Annotated in this window: 25 protein-coding genes; 2 read left to right on the top strand and 23 right to left on the bottom strand. The window is 58.3% G+C overall.

Annotation, left to right across the window (positions count from 1 at the left end; genetic code table 11):
• Positions 1 to 41 precede the first annotated feature (41 nt).
• The 22 genes from NMD14_13970 to NMD14_14075 form a co-directional block, all read right to left on the bottom strand.
• The gene (locus NMD14_13970; protein XEI31866.1) at positions 42 to 761 is read right to left on the bottom strand and encodes an RNA polymerase sigma factor FliA; all 720 of its coding nucleotides are present in this window, start codon (positions 759 to 761) and stop codon (positions 42 to 44) included.
• Positions 754 to 1,638, bottom strand: coding sequence for a MinD/ParA family protein (locus tag NMD14_13975; protein ID XEI31867.1), 885 nt, complete (start codon positions 1,636 to 1,638; stop codon positions 754 to 756). The genes NMD14_13970 and NMD14_13975 overlap by 8 nt, the downstream gene beginning before the upstream one ends.
• Positions 1,631 to 3,055: a flagellar biosynthesis protein FlhF gene (flhF, locus tag NMD14_13980; protein ID XEI31868.1), complete on the bottom strand. Its 1,425-nt coding sequence runs from the start codon at positions 3,053 to 3,055 to the stop codon at positions 1,631 to 1,633. The genes NMD14_13975 and flhF overlap by 8 nt, the downstream gene beginning before the upstream one ends.
• A 16-nt stretch (positions 3,056 to 3,071) precedes the next feature.
• The gene (flhA, locus tag NMD14_13985) at positions 3,072 to 5,174 is read right to left on the bottom strand and encodes a flagellar biosynthesis protein FlhA (protein ID XEI31869.1); all 2,103 of its coding nucleotides are present in this window, start codon (positions 5,172 to 5,174) and stop codon (positions 3,072 to 3,074) included.
• Between the two features lie 107 nt (positions 5,175 to 5,281).
• Positions 5,282 to 6,412 (bottom strand): flagellar biosynthesis protein FlhB, encoded by a 1,131-nt coding sequence (gene flhB / locus NMD14_13990; protein ID XEI31870.1) that lies wholly within the window; start codon positions 6,410 to 6,412, stop codon positions 5,282 to 5,284.
• Positions 6,405 to 7,202, bottom strand: coding sequence for a flagellar type III secretion system protein FliR (gene fliR / locus NMD14_13995; protein XEI31871.1), 798 nt, complete (start codon positions 7,200 to 7,202; stop codon positions 6,405 to 6,407). The genes flhB and fliR overlap by 8 nt, the downstream gene beginning before the upstream one ends.
• Positions 7,199 to 7,468: a flagellar biosynthesis protein FliQ gene (gene fliQ / locus NMD14_14000; GenBank protein ID XEI31872.1), complete on the bottom strand. Its 270-nt coding sequence runs from the start codon at positions 7,466 to 7,468 to the stop codon at positions 7,199 to 7,201. Before fliQ ends, fliR begins: the two co-directional genes overlap by 4 nt.
• 25 nt (positions 7,469 to 7,493) lie before the next feature.
• On the bottom strand, positions 7,494 to 8,267 hold the full coding sequence (fliP, locus tag NMD14_14005; GenBank protein XEI31873.1) for a flagellar type III secretion system pore protein FliP: 774 nt from the start codon (positions 8,265 to 8,267) through the stop codon (positions 7,494 to 7,496).
• Positions 8,254 to 8,628, bottom strand: a complete 375-nt coding sequence (fliO, locus tag NMD14_14010; protein XEI31874.1) for a flagellar biosynthetic protein FliO — start codon at positions 8,626 to 8,628, stop codon at positions 8,254 to 8,256. The genes fliP and fliO overlap by 14 nt, the downstream gene beginning before the upstream one ends.
• The gene (gene fliN, locus NMD14_14015; protein ID XEI31875.1) at positions 8,625 to 9,017 is read right to left on the bottom strand and encodes a flagellar motor switch protein FliN; all 393 of its coding nucleotides are present in this window, start codon (positions 9,015 to 9,017) and stop codon (positions 8,625 to 8,627) included. Before fliN ends, fliO begins: the two co-directional genes overlap by 4 nt.
• A 52-nt stretch (positions 9,018 to 9,069) precedes the next feature.
• Positions 9,070 to 10,140, bottom strand: coding sequence for a flagellar motor switch protein FliM (fliM, locus tag NMD14_14020; protein XEI31876.1), 1,071 nt, complete (start codon positions 10,138 to 10,140; stop codon positions 9,070 to 9,072).
• Positions 10,141 to 10,147: 7 nt separating this feature from the next.
• The gene (gene fliL, locus NMD14_14025) at positions 10,148 to 10,663 is read right to left on the bottom strand and encodes a flagellar basal body-associated protein FliL (protein ID XEI31877.1); all 516 of its coding nucleotides are present in this window, start codon (positions 10,661 to 10,663) and stop codon (positions 10,148 to 10,150) included.
• A gap of 57 nt (positions 10,664 to 10,720) precedes the next feature.
• Entirely contained in the window at positions 10,721 to 12,685 is a 1,965-nt protein-coding gene (locus tag NMD14_14030; GenBank protein XEI31878.1) for a flagellar hook-length control protein FliK, read from the bottom strand.
• A 66-nt stretch (positions 12,686 to 12,751) separates the two neighbouring features.
• Positions 12,752 to 13,192 (bottom strand): flagellar export protein FliJ, encoded by a 441-nt coding sequence (fliJ, locus tag NMD14_14035; protein XEI31879.1) that lies wholly within the window; start codon positions 13,190 to 13,192, stop codon positions 12,752 to 12,754.
• A gap of 27 nt (positions 13,193 to 13,219) precedes the next feature.
• Positions 13,220 to 14,551: a flagellar protein export ATPase FliI gene (gene fliI, locus NMD14_14040; protein ID XEI31880.1), complete on the bottom strand. Its 1,332-nt coding sequence runs from the start codon at positions 14,549 to 14,551 to the stop codon at positions 13,220 to 13,222.
• Between the two features lie 52 nt (positions 14,552 to 14,603).
• Positions 14,604 to 15,413 carry a flagellar assembly protein FliH gene (locus NMD14_14045; GenBank protein ID XEI31881.1) on the bottom strand — a complete coding sequence of 270 codons (810 nt, stop codon included), beginning with the start codon at positions 15,411 to 15,413 and terminating at the stop codon, positions 14,604 to 14,606.
• A gap of 68 nt (positions 15,414 to 15,481) precedes the next feature.
• Positions 15,482 to 16,540, bottom strand: coding sequence for a flagellar motor switch protein FliG (gene fliG / locus NMD14_14050; GenBank protein ID XEI31882.1), 1,059 nt, complete (start codon positions 16,538 to 16,540; stop codon positions 15,482 to 15,484).
• On the bottom strand, positions 16,533 to 18,242 hold the full coding sequence (gene fliF / locus NMD14_14055) for a flagellar M-ring protein FliF (protein ID XEI31883.1): 1,710 nt from the start codon (positions 18,240 to 18,242) through the stop codon (positions 16,533 to 16,535). The genes fliG and fliF overlap by 8 nt, the downstream gene beginning before the upstream one ends.
• A gap of 62 nt (positions 18,243 to 18,304) precedes the next feature.
• Positions 18,305 to 18,622: a flagellar hook-basal body complex protein FliE gene (gene fliE, locus NMD14_14060; protein ID XEI31884.1), complete on the bottom strand. Its 318-nt coding sequence runs from the start codon at positions 18,620 to 18,622 to the stop codon at positions 18,305 to 18,307.
• A 183-nt stretch (positions 18,623 to 18,805) separates the two neighbouring features.
• Positions 18,806 to 19,582 carry a hypothetical protein gene (locus tag NMD14_14065; GenBank protein ID XEI31885.1) on the bottom strand — a complete coding sequence of 259 codons (777 nt, stop codon included), beginning with the start codon at positions 19,580 to 19,582 and terminating at the stop codon, positions 18,806 to 18,808.
• A gap of 246 nt (positions 19,583 to 19,828) precedes the next feature.
• Positions 19,829 to 21,268 (bottom strand): pyruvate kinase, encoded by a 1,440-nt coding sequence (pyk, locus tag NMD14_14070; protein XEI31886.1) that lies wholly within the window; start codon positions 21,266 to 21,268, stop codon positions 19,829 to 19,831.
• A gap of 162 nt (positions 21,269 to 21,430) precedes the next feature.
• The gene (locus NMD14_14075) at positions 21,431 to 22,285 is read right to left on the bottom strand and encodes a MurR/RpiR family transcriptional regulator (protein ID XEI31887.1); all 855 of its coding nucleotides are present in this window, start codon (positions 22,283 to 22,285) and stop codon (positions 21,431 to 21,433) included.
• Between the two features lie 350 nt (positions 22,286 to 22,635).
• Between NMD14_14075 and glk the strand changes: the two genes are divergently transcribed.
• A complete protein-coding gene (gene glk, locus NMD14_14080; GenBank protein XEI31888.1) occupies positions 22,636 to 23,604 on the top strand; it encodes a glucokinase in 969 nt (322 codons plus the stop codon).
• 204 nt (positions 23,605 to 23,808) lie between these two features.
• Here glk and NMD14_14085 read toward each other — a convergent pair whose 3' ends face one another.
• Positions 23,809 to 24,309, bottom strand: coding sequence for an SRPBCC domain-containing protein (locus tag NMD14_14085; protein XEI31889.1), 501 nt, complete (start codon positions 24,307 to 24,309; stop codon positions 23,809 to 23,811).
• Positions 24,310 to 24,470: 161 nt separating this feature from the next.
• Here NMD14_14085 and NMD14_14090 point away from each other — a divergent pair, with 161 nt between their 5' ends.
• A complete protein-coding gene (locus NMD14_14090; protein ID XEI31890.1) occupies positions 24,471 to 24,908 on the top strand; it encodes a GNAT family N-acetyltransferase in 438 nt (145 codons plus the stop codon).
• Positions 24,909 to 24,937: the final 29 nt, after the last annotated feature.

Genomic DNA, 24,937 nt, shown 5'->3' on the forward strand with positions numbered 1-24,937 from the left:
TATGCCTTAGAGTTTCATCTCAGTGTAGCCATTACAAATACTTATAGATGCCAATCTCTCAAACGAGCGCGCAATCTGTGCATTGCCTGACTGTGGATCTGGCTCACACGCGACTCGCTCACATTCAAAACCTCGCCAATTTCACGCAAGTTCAGTTCCTCATCGTAGTAAAGTGAGAGAACCAACGCTTCTCGCTCTGGTAGACGACCAATTTGCTCGGCTAATTGAACTTGAAATCGCTCTGCGGCCAATTCATCGAATCCCGAGCCGGAAGGGGCATCATCGGGGTTGCCAATCACATCCTCACTGACCCCCAAATCCTCGATGCCGATAATTTTGCCGCAGGATACGTCTTGCAGCATTGCATGATAATCAGCAAGGGAGACCCCCATCTGGGCAGCAACCTCGGTATCACGCGCATCACGTCCATGGGTTTGCTCGACATTCTCAATCGCTTCTGCGATTGCCCGGCTGTTGCGATGCACGGAGCGGGGCACCCAGTCACCGCGCCGGATCTCATCCAGCATGGCGCCACGGATGCGGATCCCGGCATACGTCTCGAAGCTGGCGCCCTTGCTGCCGTCAAAGTTACGGGAGGCTTCAAGCAACCCAATCATACCTGCCTGGATCAGGTCATCCAGCAAGACACTGCTGGGCAGGCGAGCCAGCAAATGCTGGGCAATTCGCTTGACCAGGGGAGCATGGCGCTCCACCAGCACGTAGGAATCCTGATGACGCAAGTACGCTTGGGCTTTATTCACGGGAACCTTCCTGTGTTGTAGCCGGTTTCTGCAACAAATTTTCCAGGAAAAACTCCAGATGGCCGCCCGGCTGGTTGGGAACCGGCCAGCTCGCCGCCTTGTTGGCAAGGGCCCTGAACGCCAGCGCGGCCGGCGACTTGGGAAACGCCTCGACAATCAGTTTTTGCTTGCGCACTGCAGCGCGCAGGTTGGTGTCATAAGGCACACAGGCGACCAGCTCCAGCGAGGTATCGAGGAAACGATCTGTTACCCGGGTCAGTTTGGCAAAGAGTTCCTGCCCTTCGCGCAGGCTGCGTACCATATTGGCCACCACCTTGAAGCGGAACACGCCGTGATCCTTGGAAAGGATCTTGATCAGGGCGTAGGCATCGGTGATGGAGGTCGGCTCATCGCAGACCACCACCATGATATCCTGAGCGGCACGGGTGAAGCTCAGCACCATGTCGGAGATCCCCGCCGCCGTATCCACCAGCAGGATGTCGACCTGGGTCTTCATCTCGCTGAAGGCGCGGATAAGCTCGGCATGCTGCACCGGTGAGAGCTCCACCATGGACTGGGTGCCCGAGGTCGCCGGCACGATCATCATGCCGTAAGGGCCTTCAACGATGATATCGTCGAGGGTGCATTCACCAGCCAACACATGGGAGAGGTTGCGATGAACTCGCAGCCCCAGCATAACGTCGACGTTGGCGAGACCCAGGTCGGCATCCAGCACCATCACCCGCTTGCCTTGGGCGGCCATGGCTCCGGCCACGTTCAGGGTTACGTTGGTTTTGCCCACGCCACCTTTGCCACCGGAAACGGCGATTACTTTTACTCGATTGTTTTGACGCATTTTGCGCAGACCACTCGCCTGATCCATATGTATGTTACTCATAAAACTCCGAATCTTCGGCCTCGCCAAAGCCTGTGCCCCAGAAATAGGGCTCCTCAGTTTCTCGCTCCAGCGAGCCCATGGCAGCCCCGACGAGCTGCGCCGCATTGGCAACCTGAATATCTTCCGGAACCCTTTGTCCGTCAGTGATATAGCTGATAGGCAAGGCATTCTGGATACACACGTTAATCACTTCGCCCAGATTCAGACTTTCATCCAATTTGGTAAGTATGCAGCCGCTTAATGGAATACGCCGGAAATGGTCCACCGCCTCCTGCATCACCCGACGCTGGGAAGTTGCCGACATCACCAGATAACTGCGGATCCGCACCTTGGCATTCTTGACCAGGGTATCGAGCTGCTCGGTCAGCCGGATATCCCGCTGGCCAACCCCGGCCGTATCGATAAGTACCAGCCGACGATGGCGGAACTGATAAAGCGCATTGGCCAGCTCTTCGGCATCACGCACCTGCCGTACCGGGCAACCCATGATGCGGCCATAGGTCTGCAGCTGTTCATGGGCCCCAATCCGGTAGTTGTCGGTGGTGATCAGCGCCACCTGCTCGGCGCCATACTTCATGGCGAAACGGGCTGCCAGCTTGGCGATGGTGGTGGTTTTGCCCACCCCGGTCGGACCAAGCAGCGCAACCGCGCCGCCCTGACGCAAAATCTCGTCTTCGCTGATCTTGAGCTGGGCCGTCAGCACCTCGGCCAACTGGGCCATCGCCTGATGGATGGACATATCTTCGGGGATCAGTCCCGCCAGTTGATCGGCAAACCCATCGTCAAAGCCCAGCTTCTTGAGCTCCTTGATCAGCAGGGCCCGCATCGGTTCGCGGCGCTCCACCTCTTGCCACATCAGCCCGGAGATCTGGTGCTCCAGCAATTTACGGATGCTGGCCATCTCCTTGCGCATCCCCTCCATCTCCTGATCCCGCTGGGCAGGTTGAGGCGCACGCTGACCGGAGGCAACCCGGGCCTTGGGCTTGGCAGGTTCCGGGGCTGCGCCCCACTGCCCCTGCTCGGCCAAGGTTTTGGGCGCTGCATTGGCTGCAGCTAGACCGGCCGATTGGGTATTGCCCATTGGCGCCGCATTACCCGGCTTGAGCTTCTGCTGGCGCGCCAGCAAGGCGGCCAGAGTATCGGCATAATGTTCGTTCTGCTCCTTCGCCGGTGTCGGCTCGGGGCGGATCATCTGCCGGGCCGCAGACGAAATATTGACGCTCTCATCGTTCAGCTGACGGCGAACCGGCGCATCTTTGGGCCCCGGAACCTGAGATTGATAATCGACTGCGGCGACTATCTCTACCCCTCCGGTGACTTTCTTGTTGGACATGATGACGGCGTCAGGCCCGAGAGTCTCCTTGACCTCAGCCAGAGCCGTTCGCATGTCCTTGGCAAAAAACCGCTTAATCTTCACCCGTCGTCTCCGCTAACTAGTTCTGCCCTACCGCACTGACGATGCGAATTTGCTTGTCGTCGGGCACTTCCTGATAAGACAGAACGCGCAATCCAGGAATGGCATTCTTGACAAATTTCGCCAGGGTATTGCGCAAGATCCCCGATGTCAGAAGCACGGCCGGTTGGCCTTCCAATTCTTGTCGTTGAGTGGCTTCCACCAGCGAACGCTGCATCCGCTCTGCCAGACCCGGTTCAATACCGGCACCATCTCCGCCACCAGCCTGCAGGGATTGATGCAATATACGTTCCAATTCCGGCGCCAAGGTAATCACCGGCAGCTCGGGATCGGGACCTGCAATCTCCTGCACAATCAGGCGACGCAGGGCAATCCGGCAAGCGGCGGTGAGCACTTCCGGATCCGGACTGCGCGGCGCGTATTCAACCAGGGTCTGCAGGATAGTGCGCATATCGCGGATTGGCACGCCTTCATTGAGCAAATTCTGCAATACCTTCACCAGGTTACCCATGCTGATCACTTCCGGCACCAGCCCTTCGACCAGCTTGCTCTGATGTTTGCCAATCATGTCCAGCAGCTGTTGTACCTCGTCATGCCCCAGCAACAGAGCAGCATGGTTGGTGAGGATCTGGCTCAGATGGGTAGCCACCACGGTCGCGGTATCCACCACCGTATAACCCAGCGTCTGCGCCTGAGAGACCATCTCCTTGGCAACCCAGACCGCTTCCAGGCCGAAGGCGGGATCCCTGGTGGCTATCCCCTGGATCTGGCCAAATACCTGCCCCGGATTGATGGCCATCTCTTTATCATGGTAGACATTGGCCTCGCCGGTACTGACCCCCATCAAGGTGATGCGGTATTGGTTTGGCGCCAGATCCAGGTTGTCGCGAATGTGCACGGCCGGGACCAGAAAGCCCAGCTCTTGCGAGAGTTTCTTGCGCACCCCTTTGATCCGGTTGAGCAGTTCACCACCCTGATTGCGATCCACCAGCGGGATCAGTTGATAGCCCACTTCAAGCCCGATGATATCCACCGGCATTACATCGTCCCAACTCAGCTCTTTCTGCTCATGAGGCTGTTCGGCAGTGGCAGGCAACAGTTCACCTTTGGCCGCTTTGGCGGCCGCCAGTTTCTCGCGGCGCAGCAACCACCAGGCGCCAGCGGCGGCGAGAGCCCCCAGACTCAGGAAGGCAAAATGCGGCATCCCCGGCACCAGCCCCATCATCAACAGAATGCCGGCAGAGATGATCAGCGCCTTGGGATTGTCAAACAGCTGGCCCAGTACTGCGGTACCCATGTCCTGATCGGTATTCTGCCGGGTCACTATGATGGCGGCGGCGATGGAGAGCAGCAGGGAGGGGATCTGCGCCACCAGACCGTCACCGATGGCCAGCAGGGTATAGATCTCGGCCGATTCACCGAAGGTAAGCTGGTGCTGCATCATCCCGATGATGAAGCCGCCGATGATGTTGATAAAGAGGATCATGATGCCCGCAATAGCATCCCCTTTGACAAACTTGGAGGCACCGTCCATGGAGCCGTAGAAGTCGGCTTCCTGGGTCACATCCTGACGACGCTTCTTCGCCTCTTCCTGATTGATGAGACCGGCGTTCAAATCGGCATCGATAGCCATCTGTTTGCCCGGCATCGCATCAAGGGTAAAACGGGCACTCACTTCCGCGATCCGCCCGGCCCCCTTGGTGATGACCACAAAGTTGATGATCATCAGGATGGTAAAAACGATGATGCCGACCGCATAGTTGCCGCCGATCACCACGTTACCGAATGCCTCGATCACATGGCCCGCAGCGGCAGTACCATTATGACCTTCCAGCAACACCACCCGGGTCGAGGCGACGTTCAACGCTAACCGCAGCAGGGTAGCGAGCAACAGAACGGTCGGGAAGGCCGCAAATTCGAGGGGACGCCGAGTATAAACGGCCACCAGCAGTATCACGATGGAGAGGGCAATGTTGAAGGAGAAGAGCACGTCCAACATCAGCGGCGGAATGGGCAACACCACCATGCCGAGCGCAGCCAATACCAGCAGAGGGGTACCAAGGCCTTTGCTCAATACTCCCCGGGACTGTTTTAACTGGCCCAATACTGCCTTGAATTCCATCGCTCTTCTCAATGTCAACCTGCTGGTGCCAGATTAAAGCAAACATTAAGCCAACAATGCAAGATATTGAAATTAAATGGATTTATTTTGACTACGTCAGAACTTTGTCATTTGCGATATTCGGTCGGGATGGGGAGATCTTTCGCCAGCGGTTGAGGACGGCGCCCCTGACCACGGCGGAATTTCTTGAGCTGGAAGACATAGGCAAGCACCTGGGCAACCGCCGCAAACAGCCCCTCTGGGATCTCGTGGCCCAGCTCGGTTGAGTGATAAATAGCTCGAGTCAAAGCGGGTGACGGCATGATGGGGATCTCGTACTCTCTGGCTATTTCTCTGATCTTCAGTGCAATTTCATCAGTGCCCTTGGCCACGACCTTGGGCGCGGCACCGGGTTTGCCCGCATCATACTTGAGCGCCACCGAGTAGTGAGTCGGGTTGGTGATCACCACATCAGCCTTGGGTACATCCCCCATCATCCGGCGCATCGCCATCTGCATCTGCAACTGCCGGATCCGCCCTTTCACTTCGGGCTTGCCTTCGGTGTCCTTGAACTCGTCCTTGATCTCCTGCTTGGTCATCTTGAGCTGACGCATGTGATTCCACTGCTGGAACGGCACATCGATGGCCACGATGGGAAGCAGGGCACAGCAGAGGATGATCAACATCCAGAGAAACAGCTCCAGCGCATCGATAATGCCGCCGGGAAATCCCTCCATAGAGAGATTGAGCAGGTGATTGAACTGGCTGGATAACATCCACCAGGCAAACAAAGTAATGAACACTACCTTGGCGATGGATTTGACCAGCTCGATCAGCGACTGCACTCCGAACATTCGCTTGAAGCCTTTGAGTGGACTCAATTTGCTCATCTTGGGCATCATGGCTTCGGTGGAGAAGTTCATCCCCCCCATCAGGGTGTTGCCGATAAAAGCGGCAATCGCCACCAGCGCGAACAACAGCCCCAGCGGAAGCGCCAGCTCCCCCAGCAGCGCTGGCACCATGGCGATCATGGCATTGGGATCGAAAGCCTGTTCTCTGTCCAGGGTAAAGCCCATGGTGACAACCTTGACCATGGCGGTCGCCAGCGAGCCCTTGAGCATCAACAGGCCAAAGACCGCCGAGAGCAGAACGCTGGCGGTCCCCAACTCTTTTGAACGTGCAATCTGCCCTTTTTCACGGGCCTGTTGCAGTCGTTTGCCCGTGGGTTGTTCGGTACGTTCCTGGTCGGTATCAGCCATGAGCGCCCCCGAAGCACTGGGTGTTGATCAGCTCGCAGCTGACCTCCTGCACCCGCTCCCACATCATGTCGAAGTGGCCGAGGAACCCGCCGATAGTGAGCCAGAGGATCAGCAGACCCGACATCATGCTGACCGCAAAACCGATACTGAAAATGTTGAGCTGCGGCGCCGCCCGGGTCATCACGCCAAAGGCGAAGTTGATCAGCAGCAGAGCGACAATGGCAGAGAGAGCCATCACCAGCGCAGCCTGATACATCACGCCCAGAAACGCACTCAGGGTTTTCATGGACGAAACCGAAAGGCCGTACTCTGAGACAGGCAATGTCTCGAAACTAAGAATGACCAGCCGCAGCATCACCAGATGGCCATCCAGCGCCAGAAACACCAGGGTCGCCAGCATCAGATAGAACTGACCCACCACGGGGGCAGACTGGCCATTCATCGGATCCACCAGAGTGGCAAAACCCAGACTGGTTTGCATGGCGATGACCTGACCGGCCATCACGAAGCTCTCCATCAGAAACTGGGTCATCAGACCGAGGGCAATACCGATCAGCAGTTGCTGGCCCAATACCAGAAAGCTGCCGGCCGAGAAGAGTTCAATGGGGGGCATTTTCGGAAGCAACGGGGCGATCAGAAAGGTGATGGCCAAAGCCAGCCCCATCCGTACCCGCGCAGGAGCAAGGCGGCTGCCAAATACCGCCATCACCATCAGCAGGCTGCTCACCCGCGCCAGCGGCCAGAGGATGGAAGACAACCACTCCATGATCAGAGCGGTTGTGTAGGTCATCCCACCACCTCGGGGATTTGGTTGACCATCAGCACGAAGAAGTCCATCAGACTCTGCAATCCCCAGTGAGCCCCCGCGCCCAGCGCAAACAGCGTCACGATGAGACGGGGCAGAAAGCTCAGGGTCTGTTCGTTGATGGAGGTGGCGGCCTGAAAGATGGCGACCACCAAGCCAACAGCCAAGCTGGGCAAGATCACGGCGCACACCATGATGGTCACCAGCCAGAGCGCCTCGCGAAAGACGTCAACAAAGGTTTCAGGACTCATGTTCGGGCTCCTTGCGCTCGACCGGCTAACCGGCACCCAGTCCGAAACTGTTGGCCAGCGACCCCAGAATGAGGTTCCAGCCATCCACCATCACAAACAGCATCAGCTTGAAGGGCAGCGAGACGATCATCGGCGAGAGCATCATCATCCCCATCGCCATCAGGATACTGGCGACCACCAGATCGATGACCAGGAACGGCAAGAACAACATAAAGCCAATCTGGAAGGCGGTTTTCAGCTCGCTGGTGACAAAGGCAGGGATCAACACCCGCAACGGTACATCCGCTGGTTTCTCCACCTGCACGTTGGCGATCTCCATAAAGGTATTGAGATCCTTGACTCGGGTCTGGGCCAGCATGAACTGGTGGATGGGCAACTCGGCCCGCTCCAGCGCCTCCTTGGCCTGGATGGTCTCGGCCAGATAGGGCTGCAGCGCCTCGTTGTTGATGCGATCCAGCACCGGCGACATGATGAAAAACGACATGAACAGGGCGATGCCGATCAACACCTGGTTGGAGGGGCTCTGTTGCAGACCGATCGCCTGACGCAAGATACCCAGCACCACTATGATGCGAGTAAACGAGGTCATCATGATCACCATGGCCGGCAAGAAGGAGAGCGCGGTCATCAGTGCCAGCACTTGCAGGGTCAGGCTGTACTCCTGAGAGCCATCCCCCAGGGTCTTGACGGTCACCGCCGACATGGCGTCCTGTGCCAGCGTGGGCCAGGAGCAAAACAGGGGGATCAACAGGCTGACCAGCAGCCCCGTTTTCAGCAATAAACCGTTAGCTTTTTTCATGCTTGCCCATCAATTTGCCAAGCTGTTGCGAAAACGCCTGCGGCTGGCTCTCGTCCAGCGGCGCCTCTAGCCGGTAGAGAAAGTTGACCTGCTGCGGCGTTACGCCGACCAGCAACTGCTGTTCCCCCACCTTGACCACCAGCAACTTCTCCTTGTAACCCACCGGCAACGAGGCAATGACCCGCATCTGGCCGCCCCCCAGGGCCGTGGCAATCTTGCTCTTCTTGAGCAGAAAACCCAGCACCAGGATCAGGCCGATGACCATCAGGCTGGAGAGCAGCCAGGAGGTGATGCTGGGAGGATTAGCCCCCTCGGCCAGCGCCGGGGCCGCGAACAGTATCAGAGCGAGGGCACGGATCATTTGAGTTTCTTAATTCGCTCAATCTGGCTGATGACGTCGGTCAGGCGAATACCGAACTTGTCGTTCACCACCACCACCTCGCCGTGAGCGATCAGGGTACCGTTGACCAATACGTCCAGCGGCTCACCTGCAACGCGATCCAGCTCCACCACCGAGCCCTGGTTCAGCTGCAGCAGGTTGCGGATGCTGATCTGGCTACGACCCACTTCCATGGCGATGGTGACCGGAATATCGAGAATGGTATCGAGCTTGCGCCGCTCCTCGGCACTGATGGGGGCGTCGTCAGTCAGCTCCTCCAGGGGGGCAGGCTTGGCTTCGGCAGTGACCTGCTCCTCTAGCGCTGCAGCCCAGGCATCAGCCATCAAATCCTCTTCCTCAGTTCCGCTCATCTCTTTGTTTCCTTATGCTACTTCGTGACCGTTTACCGTAATAAACCGTCGATTATCGCTGTTGATTTTCGATACTGTGCTCGAGCTCTTCCAGCTCGGCCTCGCCATCGATGCGAACCCCGCCCCGAGTCACCAGATGCATCTCGGTCTTGACCCCTTCCGGACGTTTGAGTTTGTCGGTGATCTTGAGCGCCACATTCTCCTTGGTACGCCCCATCTTGGCGTGGAAGGTGGGCAAGTCCTCCACAAAGACCAGCAAATTTTCCGGCATCTCGACCGGGATGATATCGCCGGGTCGCAGTTCCATCAGTTCACGCAGGGTGAGTTCAGTCTCCAGCAGCTTGGCGCGCAGCTCCACCTTGACATCCATGATCTCGTCACGCAGCGCCTTGCTCCAGCGCACATCGGTATCCCCCTTGTCACTCTGCACCCCGGCATCCAGCAGCTCGCGGATCGGCTCCAGCATGGAATAGGGCATCGCCACGTGGAAATCGCCGCCGCCACCATCGAGTTCAATGTGGAACGAGCTGACCACGATCACCTCGGTCGGGCTGACGATGTTGGCCATCGCCGGGTTCACTTCGGAATCGAGATATTCGAAGCCCACGTCCATCACCGGCGCCCAGGCATCCTTGTAATCCTCGAACACCAGTTTGAGCAGCATCTGGATAATGCGCCGTTCGGTCGGCGTGAACTCGCGCCCTTCGATCTTGGCGTGATAACGGCCATCACCACCGAAGAAGTTCTCCACCAGGATAAAGACCAGCCGGGCCTCCATGGTGATGAGCGCCGTCCCCTTGAGCGGGCGGAAGCGCACCATGTTGAGACTGGTCGGCACAAACAAGGTATGAACATACTCGCCAAACTTGAGCATCTGCACGCCGTTGATGGAGACCTCGGCGGTGCGACGCATCATGTTGAACAGGCTGATCCGCATATGGCGGGCGAAACGTTCGTTCACCAGCTCAAGCGTCGGCATGCGACCACGGACGATGCGGTCCTGGGAGGAGAAGTCAAACTGGGTAACGCCAGGATCCCCCGCCGAACCTATCTCTTCCTCTTCAACATCATCGACACCGTGCAAGAGGGCATCAATTTCGTCCTGACTTAACAGATCGCTCACGCTTCACCTACTGCATTACAAAGCCGGTAAACAGCACTTGTTCGATAACGGGGGAAGAGACCAGGTCCTTGAGCACCCGACGGCACTCTTCCAGTGAATCCTTGCGCAGCTTCTCCTTGCCTTCGAAGGTCATCAGCTGTTCGGCACTGGCGGCACTGAATACCCGCAGCAAGGTGCCTTCAATGAGGGGAATATTTTGTGTGGCCAGCGTCTCGTCGGCGGTACCACGCACCATCAACTGGATCTTGATCTGCACCAGCCGATCCCGCTGGGCACCTGCGACGTTGAAGACAAAGGGGCGCGGCATCCCGACATACAGGGAAGGTTTAGGCGCTGCCACCTTGGGTTTTGCCTCGGCACCCTCCGCCGCTTCAGCAGGCGATTTCTGCGAGCCGGAGAGCATCAGGAAGGCGCCAGCAGCACCACCGCCCAGCAAAATAACCGCCAGGGCAATGATAATGATCAGCTTCTTTTTCTTGCCCGCGGCCGGGTCTTTTAGCGTCAACTCGTTATCGTCAGCCATCCCTTGTCCACCCTAGTCTCAAACTTGTTCGATATCATAAACTTACTCGGGATTGCATCAAGCATAGAAATCAATTCCGGAACCGTTTGTCGATTCCACCAGCAAACTGGGGTTGGAATTGGTGAGTTCCCCGTCAACCAGACCGTTACCGGACCGAGGCTGACCGCCACTCTGACCCTGCTGACCCTGCCCGCTACTAAAGGTGGGCTGGCCCTGTTGTTGCTGCTGTTGTTGCGGCTGTTGTTGCGACTGCTGCTGCACCTGCGTCTGACCAAGCTGGATCCCCTGCCCTGCCAACATGTCGCGCAGCCGTGGCATCGTCTGCTCCAGCATCTCGCGGGTCTGTCCATGTTGTACCACGAAATGGACGTTGGCCTGGCTGTCGGCTCCAATCTGGATCTGGATCTTCATCTTGCCAAGGCCGAGGGGGTCGAGCTGAATTTCGGCCTGTTGCAGTTTTTCGGCCAGCATCACGTTGACCTTCTGGTGCAATTCGGCAGGCGCTTCCTGACTGGCCAGTTTCAAATGGGGTAAATTCTGCGGCTCACGGCGCAGCGTGCCCTCGGCGGCGGGCGCCCGGCTATCGGCCACCAGTGGCTGGGGCTGGCTGTTCTGGCCATGCTGAACAGTCTGGCTCTGGCTGCTGTCACCGCTTGATGTCGTCGCAACCAAGCTCTTCTCCGCCTCACCGGCCTTCGGTTTTACCTCAAGCGAAACCGCTTTGCGCACCTCGTCGGTGCCCGTCACTTCCATCTGTTTGATGCCGGCTGAAATGGTCGACAACGGCGCTTGCGGCCCCTGAGATTCAGCCTGTGCCAACACTTGCTGCGGCGCCACCATCACAGGAGCGGCAGCGCTATCGGTCGGAGCCGTTGCATTTGTCGTCACGCTGCCCTGGGCTGCGGCACTTTCTCCGGCACTCTGCGCCGTCCTCACGGGCGCCGAACCTTGATTGGCTACTGTGGTAGTGGCTGTTTGCTGGCTGCCCTCGGCGGCACTCTTTTCTGCCCCCTTGCCAGCAGCACCACTGTTCTCTGCAGTGGTGGCAGTGGTTACGGTGCCCGCCTCAGGTTGCTTGAGCCCCTCGCTGAATGCCTTGAGCGCAGCCCCCTGAGTCGCAGCTTGCGCCGTTTGCCCCTTGCCGGTCACGACGCTGCTGGCTGCGGAGTCGGATTTGCTGTCGCCAGTTTCTTTTGTTGCGAGTGACTCAGCTGATTTGGCGGTGCTTGCCGACTCATCGACCGGCAGCACCTTGGCCAGCAGGGCCATCCGTTCTGCCCCCGTGAGGGGCTTGGTGTGCTTGCCATCCGCGGGGGTTTCGCCCTTGGCAGAGGCTTTTTCCCCAGACTGCTCATCCGGAGTGGTCGCGGCTTTCTCTCCCTCAGAGGAGAGGGCCGCGGGGGAGAGAACGGCAGAAGAGGCATCGCCCTGCGCCACCACACGCGCCGCAGAGGGCGATACGGTGGTGTCAGGAGTCGATTGGGCGGTCGTGGCCAACGGCGATTGCGCCCCGGTCTGACCGGCAAGCTGGCGGGCGATCCTGGCTGCGGCAGGGGCTGGCTCGCTTTCATCAAGCGCAATGCCCTCCTGCACACCCTCTTGCGGCAACGGATTGCCGTCTACCACAGTGGCGCTCTGTTGGGCCGTCACAGCCAGCTGGGGTGTCACTAGCGAGGTATCGAGCTTGAGGGAGTCTTGCAGACGCAGCAGAAAGTCGGTGGCAGGGACTTCCTCTACCTTGTTGTCGGCGTCAGGATCCTGCTCCTTGCCGGTCTCCTCTTTGGGAGCGGCGCTCTCGGTCGCCAAAGATTTGGCTGATCGGACATGGTTACCGCCCTGAGTGGCCTCGGCGGCGCCCTGTTCGCTGTTCCGGGCCTTGGCAATCAGGGTGGCGAAATCACCCTTGCTGTCGCTGCTGGTTCCCCCATCGATACTTTTGCTCTCGACGGAACCGCTCAGAGGCGCTTTGTCCAACCCGTTGGCCGGAGCCGAAGGCGTTTGTGTCAACAGTGTCTGCATCATGATGGGATCCCTGAATTCTGGTGGCCCCAAGGAGATGGCCGCCGACAATGTTCAGATCAAAGCAAGTTACAGGCCAGATTGATGAAAGCGTCGCAACATGGCGTACTCATCCAGCATCTTCTGCTCCTGACGCTGGGCTTTCTGCTGCTCGCGGCTCGCCTGCTTCTCCAGCAGCAGCTCTACCGCCTTGCGCCGCTGCTGGGCCGCCAGCCACTCTTCACGGCGCAATTCGAGGGCCTGACGCACCTGCAACACCCCTTCGTACTGCTGGGTCGCCGCCTGTTCGAGCTTGTTGATAAAGGCGTGATACTGGGTATTTTGCTGGGGCGAAATCCCCTGCAGGCCGCGATCGGTCCACTGTTGGTGATAGATCTGGCGGTACTGGTTGAGGGCATTTTGCTGATCCATGAACAACTTGAGATCCTGCTGCGCCTTCACCAGCGCCAGCGCACACTGCTGCTCCGCCTCCACCAGCCGATCGGCCAACAATACCAACCCTTTACTCATCGTCGACCTCTCTGTTACCGACCGTTATCAGCGCATCAATGGCATCGCCACCATCTGCAAGGCTTGCAGGCCATCATCGTAGTGAATGACCTCACGCATCCCCTGCTGCAAGAACTGATCCAGATAGGGTTTTTGAATGATGGCGCGGTCGATACGCGGATCGGAGCCCTGACTGTAGGCACCGATGGTAATGAGATCCCGGTTCTGCTGATAGAGGGAGTAGAACTGCTTGAGGGTGCGCGCCAGATCCATATGTTCCGGCGAGGTCACCATGGGCATGACCCGGCTGATGGACTTCTCGATGTCGATAGCCGGATAGTGGCCCGCATCGGCCAGCTCGCGCGACAACACTATGTGGCCATCGAGGATCGCCCGCGCCGCATCGGCAATAGGATCTTGCAGGTCATCCCCCTCGGTCAGGACGGTGAAGAAGGCGGTGATGGAGCCCTGGCCGTCACTGCCGTTGCCCGCCCGCTCCACCAGCGCCGGTAATTTGGCAAATACCGAGGGAGGATAGCCCTTGGTCGCTGGCGGCTCGCCCACCGCCAGCGCGATCTCACGCTGGGCCTGGGCATAACGGGTCAGTGAATCCATCAAGAGCAGCACATTAAGCCCCTGATCGCGGAAATATTCTGCAATGGCCAGCGCCGTTTCACACCCCTTTAGCCGCATCAGCGGCGAGGCATCGGCGGGAGCCGCTACCACCACGGAGCGGGCACGGCCCTCCTCTCCCAGAATGTCTTCAATAAACTCTTTCACTTCCCGGCCCCGTTCACCGATGAGGCCGACCACCACCACATCCGCCACCGAGCCGCGGGTCATCATGCCCAGCAGCACCGATTTACCGACACCGGAACCGGCAAACAACCCCATCCGCTGGCCCTGACCGACCGTCAGCACGGCGTTGATGGCGCGCACCCCCACGTCCATCGGCTGATGGATCGGGCGGCGAGAGAGCGGGTTGATGCGGTGCTGGGCAAACTGCACGGTCTGGGAGGAGAGAATGGGACCGAGGCCATCGAGTGGCTGGCCGATGCCGTCGATGACTCGACCTAGCAGGTTCATGCCGACCGGAATGCCGTGCTCTTCGGTGATGGGCACCACCCGGGCACCGGGGATCACCCCCTTGAGCTGCTCGCTCGGCATCAGATAGAGGCGATCGCCAGAAAAACCGACCACTTCAGCCTCCAGCGTCCCATCAAGGGTATCGATGCGACAGAGGGCACCGATGGCGGCACGGCAGCCGATGGCTTCGAGGGTCAGCCCCACCACCCGGGTCAATTTGCCGGCAACCGGCGGTTTGGGGGCGCTGTCGCGTACCTTGTACCCTTGCAACCGGTTCAGTAGCGAGCCGCTCATCTGGCCTCCTGGAAGCTAAAAAGTGCAGCCGGACGGCAACGTCCGGCATCAGTTATGGGCGTGGATCCTGCGACGCATTGTCCCGCAAGAAGTTGCGCAGCAACTGATCGATGCGCCCGGAGAGGGTCAAATCGATGCTGGAGAGCTCGGTGGCCAGTTGCAGATCGCCGGGGGAGAGGGTGGGATCGCGCTGCAATCGCCAGTGGCGCTTGGCGCACTCTTCGGCGCCAAATGCCTGTTCGATGCGTGCGATATCGTCGGGATGCAGCATCAGGGTCACCCCCTGTTCGGCGGCGGGCAGCAAGGCCAACCCCTCTTTAAGAGCCTCCAGCAGAATGCGGGGGGAAGTCTCTGCTTCGTGACGAATGAGCGCGCGGGCCAGTTGCATCACCAGCGAGACCAGTTGCTGCTCTACCGCCTGATCCAGCTCGTTAAGCGGATTGGCAAGGCGGGCGGCGAGCCCCTGCCAGTGGGCGATCTCCTGCTCCACCAACTCGCGGCCCATAGCCAGCCCCTCCTCGCGCCCCTGTTCGAGACCGGCGGAGTGGCCCTGTTGCAATCCTTCCAGCTTGCCCTCTTCCATCCCTTTGGCATAACCGGACTCGCGTCCCTCGGCCATTCCCTCTTCCCAGGCGGCCTGGCGGATCGCTTCGAGCTCTTCGGCGGTGATGCTGGGGGTCGGCTCCTGTTCGGGCTCCGGCTCCACCACCTCCTCTTCCTGCTGATACCAGTCAGGGGCCAGGCCGAGGGCATTGGTGGGCGCCCCCGCCTCTACCTCGACCTCCATCTCGGGCCAGCCCCAGGTCTCAACCCGGGCATCATCGCCCTCGGGGCGCACATAACCACGCAGTTTGTTATTCATGCTTTGCGCGGCTCCTCGCCACAGCCTGATGCGGGCTTGGCATCGCGGTTCTGTTTATGGGCCATGGCTTAGAGGAACTCCTCGCCGCCACCGGCCCCCAGCATGATCTCGCCGGCATCCGCCAGACGACGGGCGATGGAGAGGATCTCCTTCTGGGCCGCTTCCACTTCGGAAACCCGGATCGGCCCCATCGCCTCCAGATCGTCCGCCAGCATTTCGGCCGCCCGTTTAGACATGTTCTTGAAGATCTTCTCGCGCATCTGATCGTCGGAACCCTTGAGGGCCCGTTGCAGCAGATCCCCCGGCACTTCCCGCAGCATGGTCTGGATGCCGCGATCGTCCACATCGATGAGGTTTTCGAACACGAACATCAAATCCTGGATTTGCTGGCTCATCTCCTCGTCCGAATCACGGATGGAGTCCATCAGCTGGCCTTCGATGTTGGTATCCAGGTAGTTCATGATGTTGGCGGCAGCCTTCAGGCCACCCATCTTGGCTGCCTGGGCACCGGCCGCACCGGCGAACTGTTTCTCCATGATATCGTTCAGCTCTTGCAACGCAGCCGGTTGCACCTCTTCGAGGTTGGCGATACGCATCACCAGATCGAGGCGCACCTGCTCCGGGAACTGGCTCAGGATCTCGGCGGATTGCTCCGGATCCAGATAGGAGAGCACGATAGTCTGGATCTGCGGGTGTTCGTTCTGGATGATGCTGGCCACCTGACGGGCATCCATCCACTTGAGGGAGTCGAGGCCACGGGCACCGGAACCGAGAATGATCTGGTCCACCAGGTTGCTCGCCTTGTCCTCGCCAAGGGCTGCCACCAGCGCCTTGCGCACGAAGTCTTCGCTGCCGATACCTATGTTGGTGTACTTCTGGATATCGTCGATGAATTGACGGTGCACTGCCGCCACCCGATCGTGGCTGAAGTCGGACATGGAGGCCATCGACATACCGAGCCGCTGCACCTGCTTGGGCTCGAGATGACGGAAGATTTGGGCGGCATCCTCTTCATTGAGGCTCAGCATCAGCACCGCAGCCATCTCAATCCCCGACATCTGGTCGAGGATCAGGCGCTGACTGTCGGTGATGTCATTGCCGGTGACTTGATTCTTCTTTTCAGGCATCTTTGTTCGTTACCCATTCTTTAATGACCTGAGCGGCCAGATCCGGCTCGTTCGCCACCAGCGCACGGACCGCCTTGAGCAAGTCTTCATCACGATGCAGATCAGGCAGTTTCAGCTGACCATCGCGCAGACCGAATACCGGTTCCGCTTCTGCCTGTGCCGCCAGCAGACTGAGTTCGTCGTCGCCACCCAGTACGGTGTGGTTGTCGAAGTCCAGCTCTCCTTCCGGTTTGGCATCCGGGTAGAGCAGTCGCTTGAGCATGGGGCGAACCACGGTGACGATCAAGACGATGATCACCAGTACCGAGGCGGCAATCCGCACCGCACGCCAGAACCAGGGCTGATCATAGATGGGCAGATCGGCGACGGTTTCCAGCTCGGGTCGGTTGAACGGAATGGCAACCACCTCAAGGGTATCACCACGGGTCACATCAAAGCCAAGGCCACCGCTCAGCAGACGGCGCAGGGTATCGAGTTCAGGCTGGGTACGGGGCTCGCGGGTCACCTTGCCATCGGCGCCGGGCATCGCCTTGTAATCCACGGCAACCGAGACGGTCATGCGGCGAATGCCGCCCATCTGGCGACGGGTATGGCTGACGGTGGTATCCAGTTCGAAGTTGCGGGTCGCCTCTTTGCGGGAACGGCCCGAGGCAGCAGCGCTAGCGCCATCAGCCGTGGCGGCCTGCTCGGGAATGTTGGTGGCGGCGGGTGGCTGGTTGGAGAGGGCACCGGGCACACCACCATTGCTGCCGCTGGCGCTGTTCTCTTCCATGGTCATTTCGGAGCGCACCGCAGGCAGGTCTGGGTTGTAAGTTTTGCGGGTCAGCTCCTGCTGGGAGAAGTCGAGTGAAAGATCCACTTCCGCCGTATAGTTGTCGGCACCCAGCACCGGGATCAGGATGGCGTCAATTTTTTGTTTGTACTCCAGCTCCTGCTTCTGCTGCATGGCAAACTCTTTGCGAGTCTGGGCAGAGAGCGGGTCTTGCGAGCCGGAGTTGAGCAGGCGACCATTCTGGTCGGTCACGGTGACGCGGGTCGGTTCGAGGCCATGAACGGCAGAGGCGACCATATCGACGATGGAATCCACCTCACCCTGCCCCAGCGCCGTCCCTTTCAGGTTGAGCACCACGGTGGCACTGGGTTTGCGTTCGTTGCGGGCGAATACGTTGTCTTTGGGGATGGCCAGCAGCACCTGGGCCTTGGCCACATTCTGGAACTGCTCGATGGCGCTCGCCAACTGGCGCTCGCGGCTCAGCTTGAGACGCTCGCTCTCCATCCGCTGGCTGACGCCAAAACTGGAATCTTTCAGCAGGATATCTTCACCGCCGTTGCTGGCATCGGCGGCATTGGCGAGACCGGCACGGGTCAGCGCCAGCTTGATATTGGGGTAGTTCTCGGCACTAACCAGTACGCTTTTGCCCTCCACTTCATAGGGGATCTTCTGCTGATCGAGGAAGTCGAGGGTCTTCACCAGCTCCTGGGTGGTGTAGGTGCCAAGCGGGCGCATGTCCGGCTCCTTGCCCCACAGCAGGATGAAGACGGCAATGGCCAGACAGATGGCAAGCCCCAGGATCAGGGTGATTTGCCGCAGCACATCGGTGTTGGACAAGAAGCCCAGCGCCGAGCTCTTCTGCTCATTTTCATCAAGGGCGGCGGTGCCCTCATCGTTTATCAGCAGATCGCCGTTTTGGTCAGTAGCCACGATTTATGTCCTTGTTGCTGACATGTTCATGATGCTCGGTCGCCATGATGCGTTGCAATCCTTTATACCGGCATGTTCATGATGGTTTTGTAGGCATCGACCATCTTGTTGCGCACCTGTACCGTGGCTTCAAAGGCGATGGACGATTTTTGGCCCGCGATCATCACCTCGGCCAGATCCACCGACTTGTCGCCCATATCGAAGCGGGTACGCAGATCATTGGCGGCGCCTTGCAGCTCGTTGACGTTGCCGAGCGCCTGTTGCAGCAGCTGACCAAAGTCGGAAGTCACGGGACGACCGGGCTGTGCCAGCGGCGTTGCGCCTGCTTCGATCTTGAGCGCCTGCATCTCTTGCATCAGGCTGCTTGCACTTATTTCCATTTTCCATCCCCAGACAAATCATTGACGCTGGCATGCAATAAGCAATTAAAGTGCCAATCAGAAAAACATCATGTCAGGCAAGGGGTATAGCGGGATCATCAGCAGGATAAAACGCGGAAAATGTGATCGCTCCTGCCGGTTGTTCAACTCGATACTCAACCGACAGGAGATGGCTCTTCACCCTTATTGGGTCAGATCCTTGTCGATCCAATATTTGGAACCAGAGATATTGGCATCGAGCAGCAAGCCCTTCTCGCCAATCTGGTAGATCGCCATGCCGCCGTTGTATTTGGCTCTCAGCTCAGCACTCTCCTTGCCTGCCACTACCCCCACTTCGGAGGTGGCCTCCCACCCCTGGGTCACGAAGGCATCAAATCTGGCCTTGTCTTCAAACAGGATCACCTGCTGATAGAACTTGCCGCCAATCCCGGCCGCCACCCCCGCGCCAAACATCTTCATATAGGTGTGCTTGCCAGTTTTGCGATTGACCGCCACTCCGGCGCCCTGATTGGTATGCAGCATCAGGGAGAACTTGCGCGAATCGAACACCGCATAACCATAAGCCTTGTCAAACAGCAGCTTGGCTGAGGGCTGCTCGTTGAACAGCCGTACCAGTGCGGTATCTGCCATGGTGTTAAGGGCCAGCCGGGCCTCTGGCACCGTCTTGGGATTCAACATCTCATCGAGCTTCTTGTCGGCAACTTTCAACCACTCCTTGCCGGTCGCGATGCTCTTGTCGGTCCAGACCCCGGCGGTGTTGAAAGCATCCTCACCCCAGGCGGAGATGGAGGCCCAACTCTTCTTGGAAAAATCGCTGACATCCTGCCACACCTCCTTGCCGGTCTCGCTCACCGCCGTCCCGAGATCGGAGGCGGCGGCCTTGAGCTTGGCCCAGTCGGCATAACAGGGTGAGAACGCCAGACTCAGTGACAAGGCCAGCAACCAGTTACGATTGTTCATCTTTTTGCTCCCATTCCGTGTTACCCGTTTACGCCCCATCACCCTAGTTTTAGGTCATGGCCGACATAAACAAGTTTGTCATGCATGTCGTGCGCGGGTCATTCCGCATTATCGGGACGACGGGCTATTGAGGCAATCATTGAGTCTAGTCTCATTCCACGCTTGGCGATTGATCCTATACGGCAGCTATAAAAAAAGCTGTTCGCCCGTGGCGAACAGCTTTGATGACAGCACAGGCAGAGGCGCTTATTCGACCATCATCACCTTGCAGGTGTTGGTACTGCCCACGGTTTCCATCTTGTCACCGTGAGTCAGCAGCACCATATCGCCGCTCTGTACCAGACCTTTGGCCTTCAGCACGTCCAGCGCGTCACGGCACACTTCGTAGACCGGCTTGGTCTCGTCACCGTCGAACATTACCGGGGTGACGCCACGGTAGAGGTTGGTCCAGGCCAGGGTCTTGTTGTGGGGAGACATGGCGAAGATCGGCAGACCGGAGCTGATACGGGACATCAGCAGCGGGGTGGTGCCGGATTCGGTCAACGCCACAATCGCCTTGACCCCTTCCAGGTGGTTGGCGGCATACATGGTGGACATGGCCACCGCCTCTTCCACCGAGGTGAAGGTGTAGTTCATGCGATGGTTGGAGACGTTCAGACTCGGGTGCTTCTCGGCACCGACACAGACGCTCGCCATGGAGGTTACAGTCTCGATGGGGAACTGACCGGCGGCGGTTTCGGCGGAGAGCATCACCGCATCGGTACCATCCAGCACGGCGTTGGCCACGTCCATCACTTCGGCACGGGTCGGCAGCGGCGCGTTGATCATCGACTCCATCATCTGGGTCGCGGTGATCACCACACGGTTCAGACGACGGGAGTAGCGGATCAGCTTCTTCTGTACGCCAACCAGCTCGGGGTCACCGATCTCGACACCCAGATCACCACGGGCGACCATCACGGCATCGGAACCGAGGATGATGTCTTCCATCGCCTCATCGGTGGCGACGGTTTCGGCACGCTCAACCTTGGCCACGATCTTGGCATTGGAACCGGCTTCGCGGGCCAGTTCACGGGCGTAGCGCAGGTCATCACCACTGCGTGGGAAGGAGACGGCCAGATAATCCACGTTCATCAGCGCGGCTGTCTTGATATCTTCCTTATCTTTCTCAGTCAGGGCCGGAGCGGAGAGACCACCCCCTTTCTTGTTGATGCCCTTGTTGTTGGAGAGCGGCCCGGCCACGGTCACCGTGGTGTGAATACGGGTACCTTCAACCTGTTCGACTTGCAGTTGCACGCGGCCATCATCCAGCAGCAGGATGTCGCCCGGAACCACATCATTTGGCAGACTCTTGTAGTCGATGCCGACCTGCTCCTGACAACCTTCACCCTTGCCAAGCGCCGCGTCGAGCATGAACTTGTCACCGATGGCCAGATAGATTTTGCCATCCTTGAAAGTGGACACACGGATTTTCGGGCCTTGCAAATCGCCCATGATGGCGACGTGACGACCGAGCTTGGCAGCAATGTCACGCACCTGATTGGCGCGCAGGATATGGTCTTCAGCAGTGCCGTGAGAGAAGTTCATCCGCACCATGTCGGCCCCGGCGCGGATGATCCCTTCGAGGATCCCTTCGCGGTCGGTAGCTGGACCGAGTGTGGTTACAATCTTTGTACGTCTAGGCATGAAAGACTCCAATATGAAGTTGATACGACTTGCGATTCTGCCCCATCAAGCCCATGGCTCGATGCACCCGTTTGCAAACCATCCGGGTGATTTTTGTTATTAAATTACAAGTCTACACCAAGGCAGGTGGCATAGACAGTTGAGAGCCAACGCCCCAGTGATTCAGGAAGAGTGCGGGGTATCGAAGCGGGATTCGCGCAATCCCTCTTTCACTTTTTTCAGATTTTCGCGAAATTTCATCCCCCTACGCAGGGTAAAACCGGTCGCCAGCACATCTACCAGTGCCAGCTGGGCGATGCGAGATGCCATCGGCATATAGACATCGGTATCTTCCGGCACATCCATGGAGAGCACCAGATTGCATTCGCGGGCCAGCGGGGAATCCTTGGCAGTCATGCCGATCACTGTGGCATCGTTCTCACGGGCCAGCGCGGCGATTTCGACCAGCGCCTTAGTGCGGCCAGTGTGGGAGATCAGCACCACCACATCCCCTTCGCTGCTGTTGATGCAGCTCATGCGCATCATGACGATATCGTCAAAACTCACGACCGGAATGTTGAAGCGGAAGAATTTGTTCTGGGCATCGCGGGCAACGGCGGAGGAGGCGCCCAGGCCGAAGAAGCTGATCTTCTTGGACTGAGTCAGGATATCGACGCAACGATTGATAGCGGAGATATCCAGGCTATTTTTGGCGGCATCCAGACAGGCCATGGTGGATTCGAAGATCTTGGCGGTGTAGGTATCCGGCCCATCTTCCGCTTCCACATGACGATTTACATAAGGCGTGCCATTGGCCAGGCTCTGGGCCAGATGGAGTTTGAAATCAGGAAAGCCCTTGGTATCGAGACGGCGGCAAAAGCGGTTGACGGTCGGTTCACTGACGTCGGCCATCTTGGCCAGGGCGGCAATGCTGGAGTGAATGGCGGTCTGGGGAGACGCTAAAATCACCTCGGCAACCTTGCGTTCTGATTTACTGAAACTTTCCAAGTTGTTCGTAATTTTATCAAGGGTATTCATCATCACCACCAGGCATTTTTGTAATTTAGCTTCAGTGTCTTTGCACTCAATCTACGGCTAAGCAGGTTTCCAATAAGGCTAAGCACTATACAAGACAAGCGGTTATCGCAACTAACGCCTGTCATACAAAGTATGACTCATCTCTAATTATTTCGTACTTTTCGTTACAAAACGTCACTTTTTCGTGAAAGCGCTTACAAATGTTGCAAAGCAACAACACTGTGAGCAGGCGCACGTTTGTATCGTTCCGGCGAGTGAGCTGGGCTCAGTTGGGGTAGAATGGGCCACCATAATCCAACAATAATGTCGGGGCAGCACTGTCGTCCCCATCCTGTAACGAAGGAGTTGTTATGCAGCATACTCATGCGCTGGTCGGTGATGTCGGCGGCACCAATGCGCGGCTGGCCCTGTGTGAGCTGGCCACCGGTACTATCTCTCAGGCAAAGACCTACTCAGGTCTGGCCCACCCCAGCCTTGAAGCCGTGGTACGCCTCTATCTGGACGAACACAAGGTAGAGGTGGGTGAAGCTTGCATCGCCATCGCCTGCCCCATCAACGGTGACTGGGTCGCCATGACCAACCACAGCTGGGAGTTCTCCATCAGCGAGATGCAGAGCAATCTCGGGCTGGCTCGCCTGCAGGTGATCAACGACTTTACTGCGGTCTCGATGGCGGTGCCGGTATTGGCGGAATCGGATCGCATCCAGCTAGGCGGCGCGGCGCCGGTGGCTGGCAAACCCATCGCCATCTATGGTGCGGGCACCGGCCTTGGGGTCGCGCATCTGGTCAAGGCGGGCGAACAATGGCTGAGTCTGCCGGGTGAAGGGGGTCATGTGGATTTTGCCGCCAACACCGAAGAGGAAGATGCGGTATTGCAGGTGATGCGGGGTGAGTTGGGCCATGTCTCGGCTGAGCGTTTCCTCTCCGGCCCGGGTCTGGTCAATCTCTATCGCGGGCTGGTGAAGTCAGATGGCCGTGAGCCCGAGCCGTTCGCCCCCAAAGACATTACCGAGCGCGCGCTGGCCGGGGAGTGTCTCGATTGTCGTCGCACCTTGAGCCTGTTCTGCGTGCTGATGGGCCGCTTTGCCGGCAATCTGGCCCTCAACATGGGCACTTTCGGCGGCGTCTATATCGCAGGCGGCATAGTGCCGCGCTTCCAGGAGTTCTTCACCGGTTCCGGTTTCCGGGTCGCCTTTGAAGACAAGGGGCGCTTCAAGTCCTACCTCAAGGAGATCCCGGTGTTCCTGATCACCCATGAAGGACCGGGACTGCTCGGCGCGGGCGCTTACTTGCGCCAGTCGATGGGGATCACTATCTGATTGAAAAGAGGCGCGAGGCGGGATCATTCATGGTTCAGCCTCGATTCAGTGTGAATGGCATAACGTAGCTGCACGTAACCAAGAGTGTTGTGCTTCACAAGGGGTGGAAAGCGATGCTCATCCGCTGGATACGTTTGTCACCTGACAAGCCTGAACTGTTTCAACCGGCCTTTTGGCCGGTTTTTTTATGTCTGACATCCGGGATTACTGGGCTAGCGCCTTCAACTGCGCCTTGTCTGGCGGATTATTCCAGTCGATGGGGCCATGGGTAAAACGGTACTGCAACCGTGGCAGACTGGTCTCCAGCCACTCTTCGCGAAAATAGGCATAACCCTGATCCCAATCCGGATCATTGGCCCAACCGGTCTGCAGGAAGTAGAGGCGAGTACCCTGCCCTTCCGGAACAAAGCGCAGACAAACCTGGGTTTTCTGCTGACGGATATGGGGCAGACTGGGTGGAAAATTCCAACTGAAGCTGAGCAGGTCATAGGGCATGACAGCCATCACCCGGCACCCTTCGCTACCACGCTCGCCTAAGGGAGCATCAGGCCTGAAGTAGATCTCGAAAGGGCCATTCGGTTCGGCCACCATCAAGCATTCAGGAGCCAGAAAGCTGCGCAGACCGCTCTCGGTGGTCCAGGCGTGCCAGACATCGTCTATGTGCGCCGGAACAAAAATGTTGCCTTCAATCTGTTTATTGTCCATAAATCAGCGATCCTCAAGCCATCCATACAGTGGACTCCGGCAGTATAGCCCCATGACAAATACAATGGACAGGGCTTAATCACCCCCTTGTCATTGGCATCAGATTAACCTGCCGCCGTGCGACTACCTCAGCGAACAGGGGCTTGATCCGGGAGGGCATCATGATCCGGCTCATGGAAGAACACGACATTCCCCAACTGGCCCGGCTGTTTTTAAAGAGCCGTCGGGATACCTTTCACTGGGTCGAGCCAGCCTGTTTCAGGGCGGATGATTTTGCAACACAGACCCATGACGAAATCATCTGGGTGGCAGAGCGAGGGGGACATCTATGTGGCTTTATCGCCATCTGGCAGCCTGAAGCGTTCGTGCACCATCTCTATGTCAGCGCGCAATGGCATGGTCAGGGCATAGGGCGATCCCTGCTCGAACATGGCCTGGCGGATGCGCAGCACCAACCCAGCCTCAAGGTGACAACCCGCAACACCGCTGCGGTGTATTTTTACCATCGCTTGGGGTGGCAAAGCACTGAAGAGACCGGTCACTGCGAGATAACCGGCCCCTGGTGCAAATTGATCGCCCCTTGGCCAAAGCGCCCATAGGTCAGCGGTCTGATATTGTCTCTCTGTTC

The sequence above is a fragment of the Aeromonas veronii genome (assembly GCA_041319085.1).
Lineage (GTDB): Bacteria > Pseudomonadota > Gammaproteobacteria > Enterobacterales > Aeromonadaceae > Aeromonas > Aeromonas veronii_F.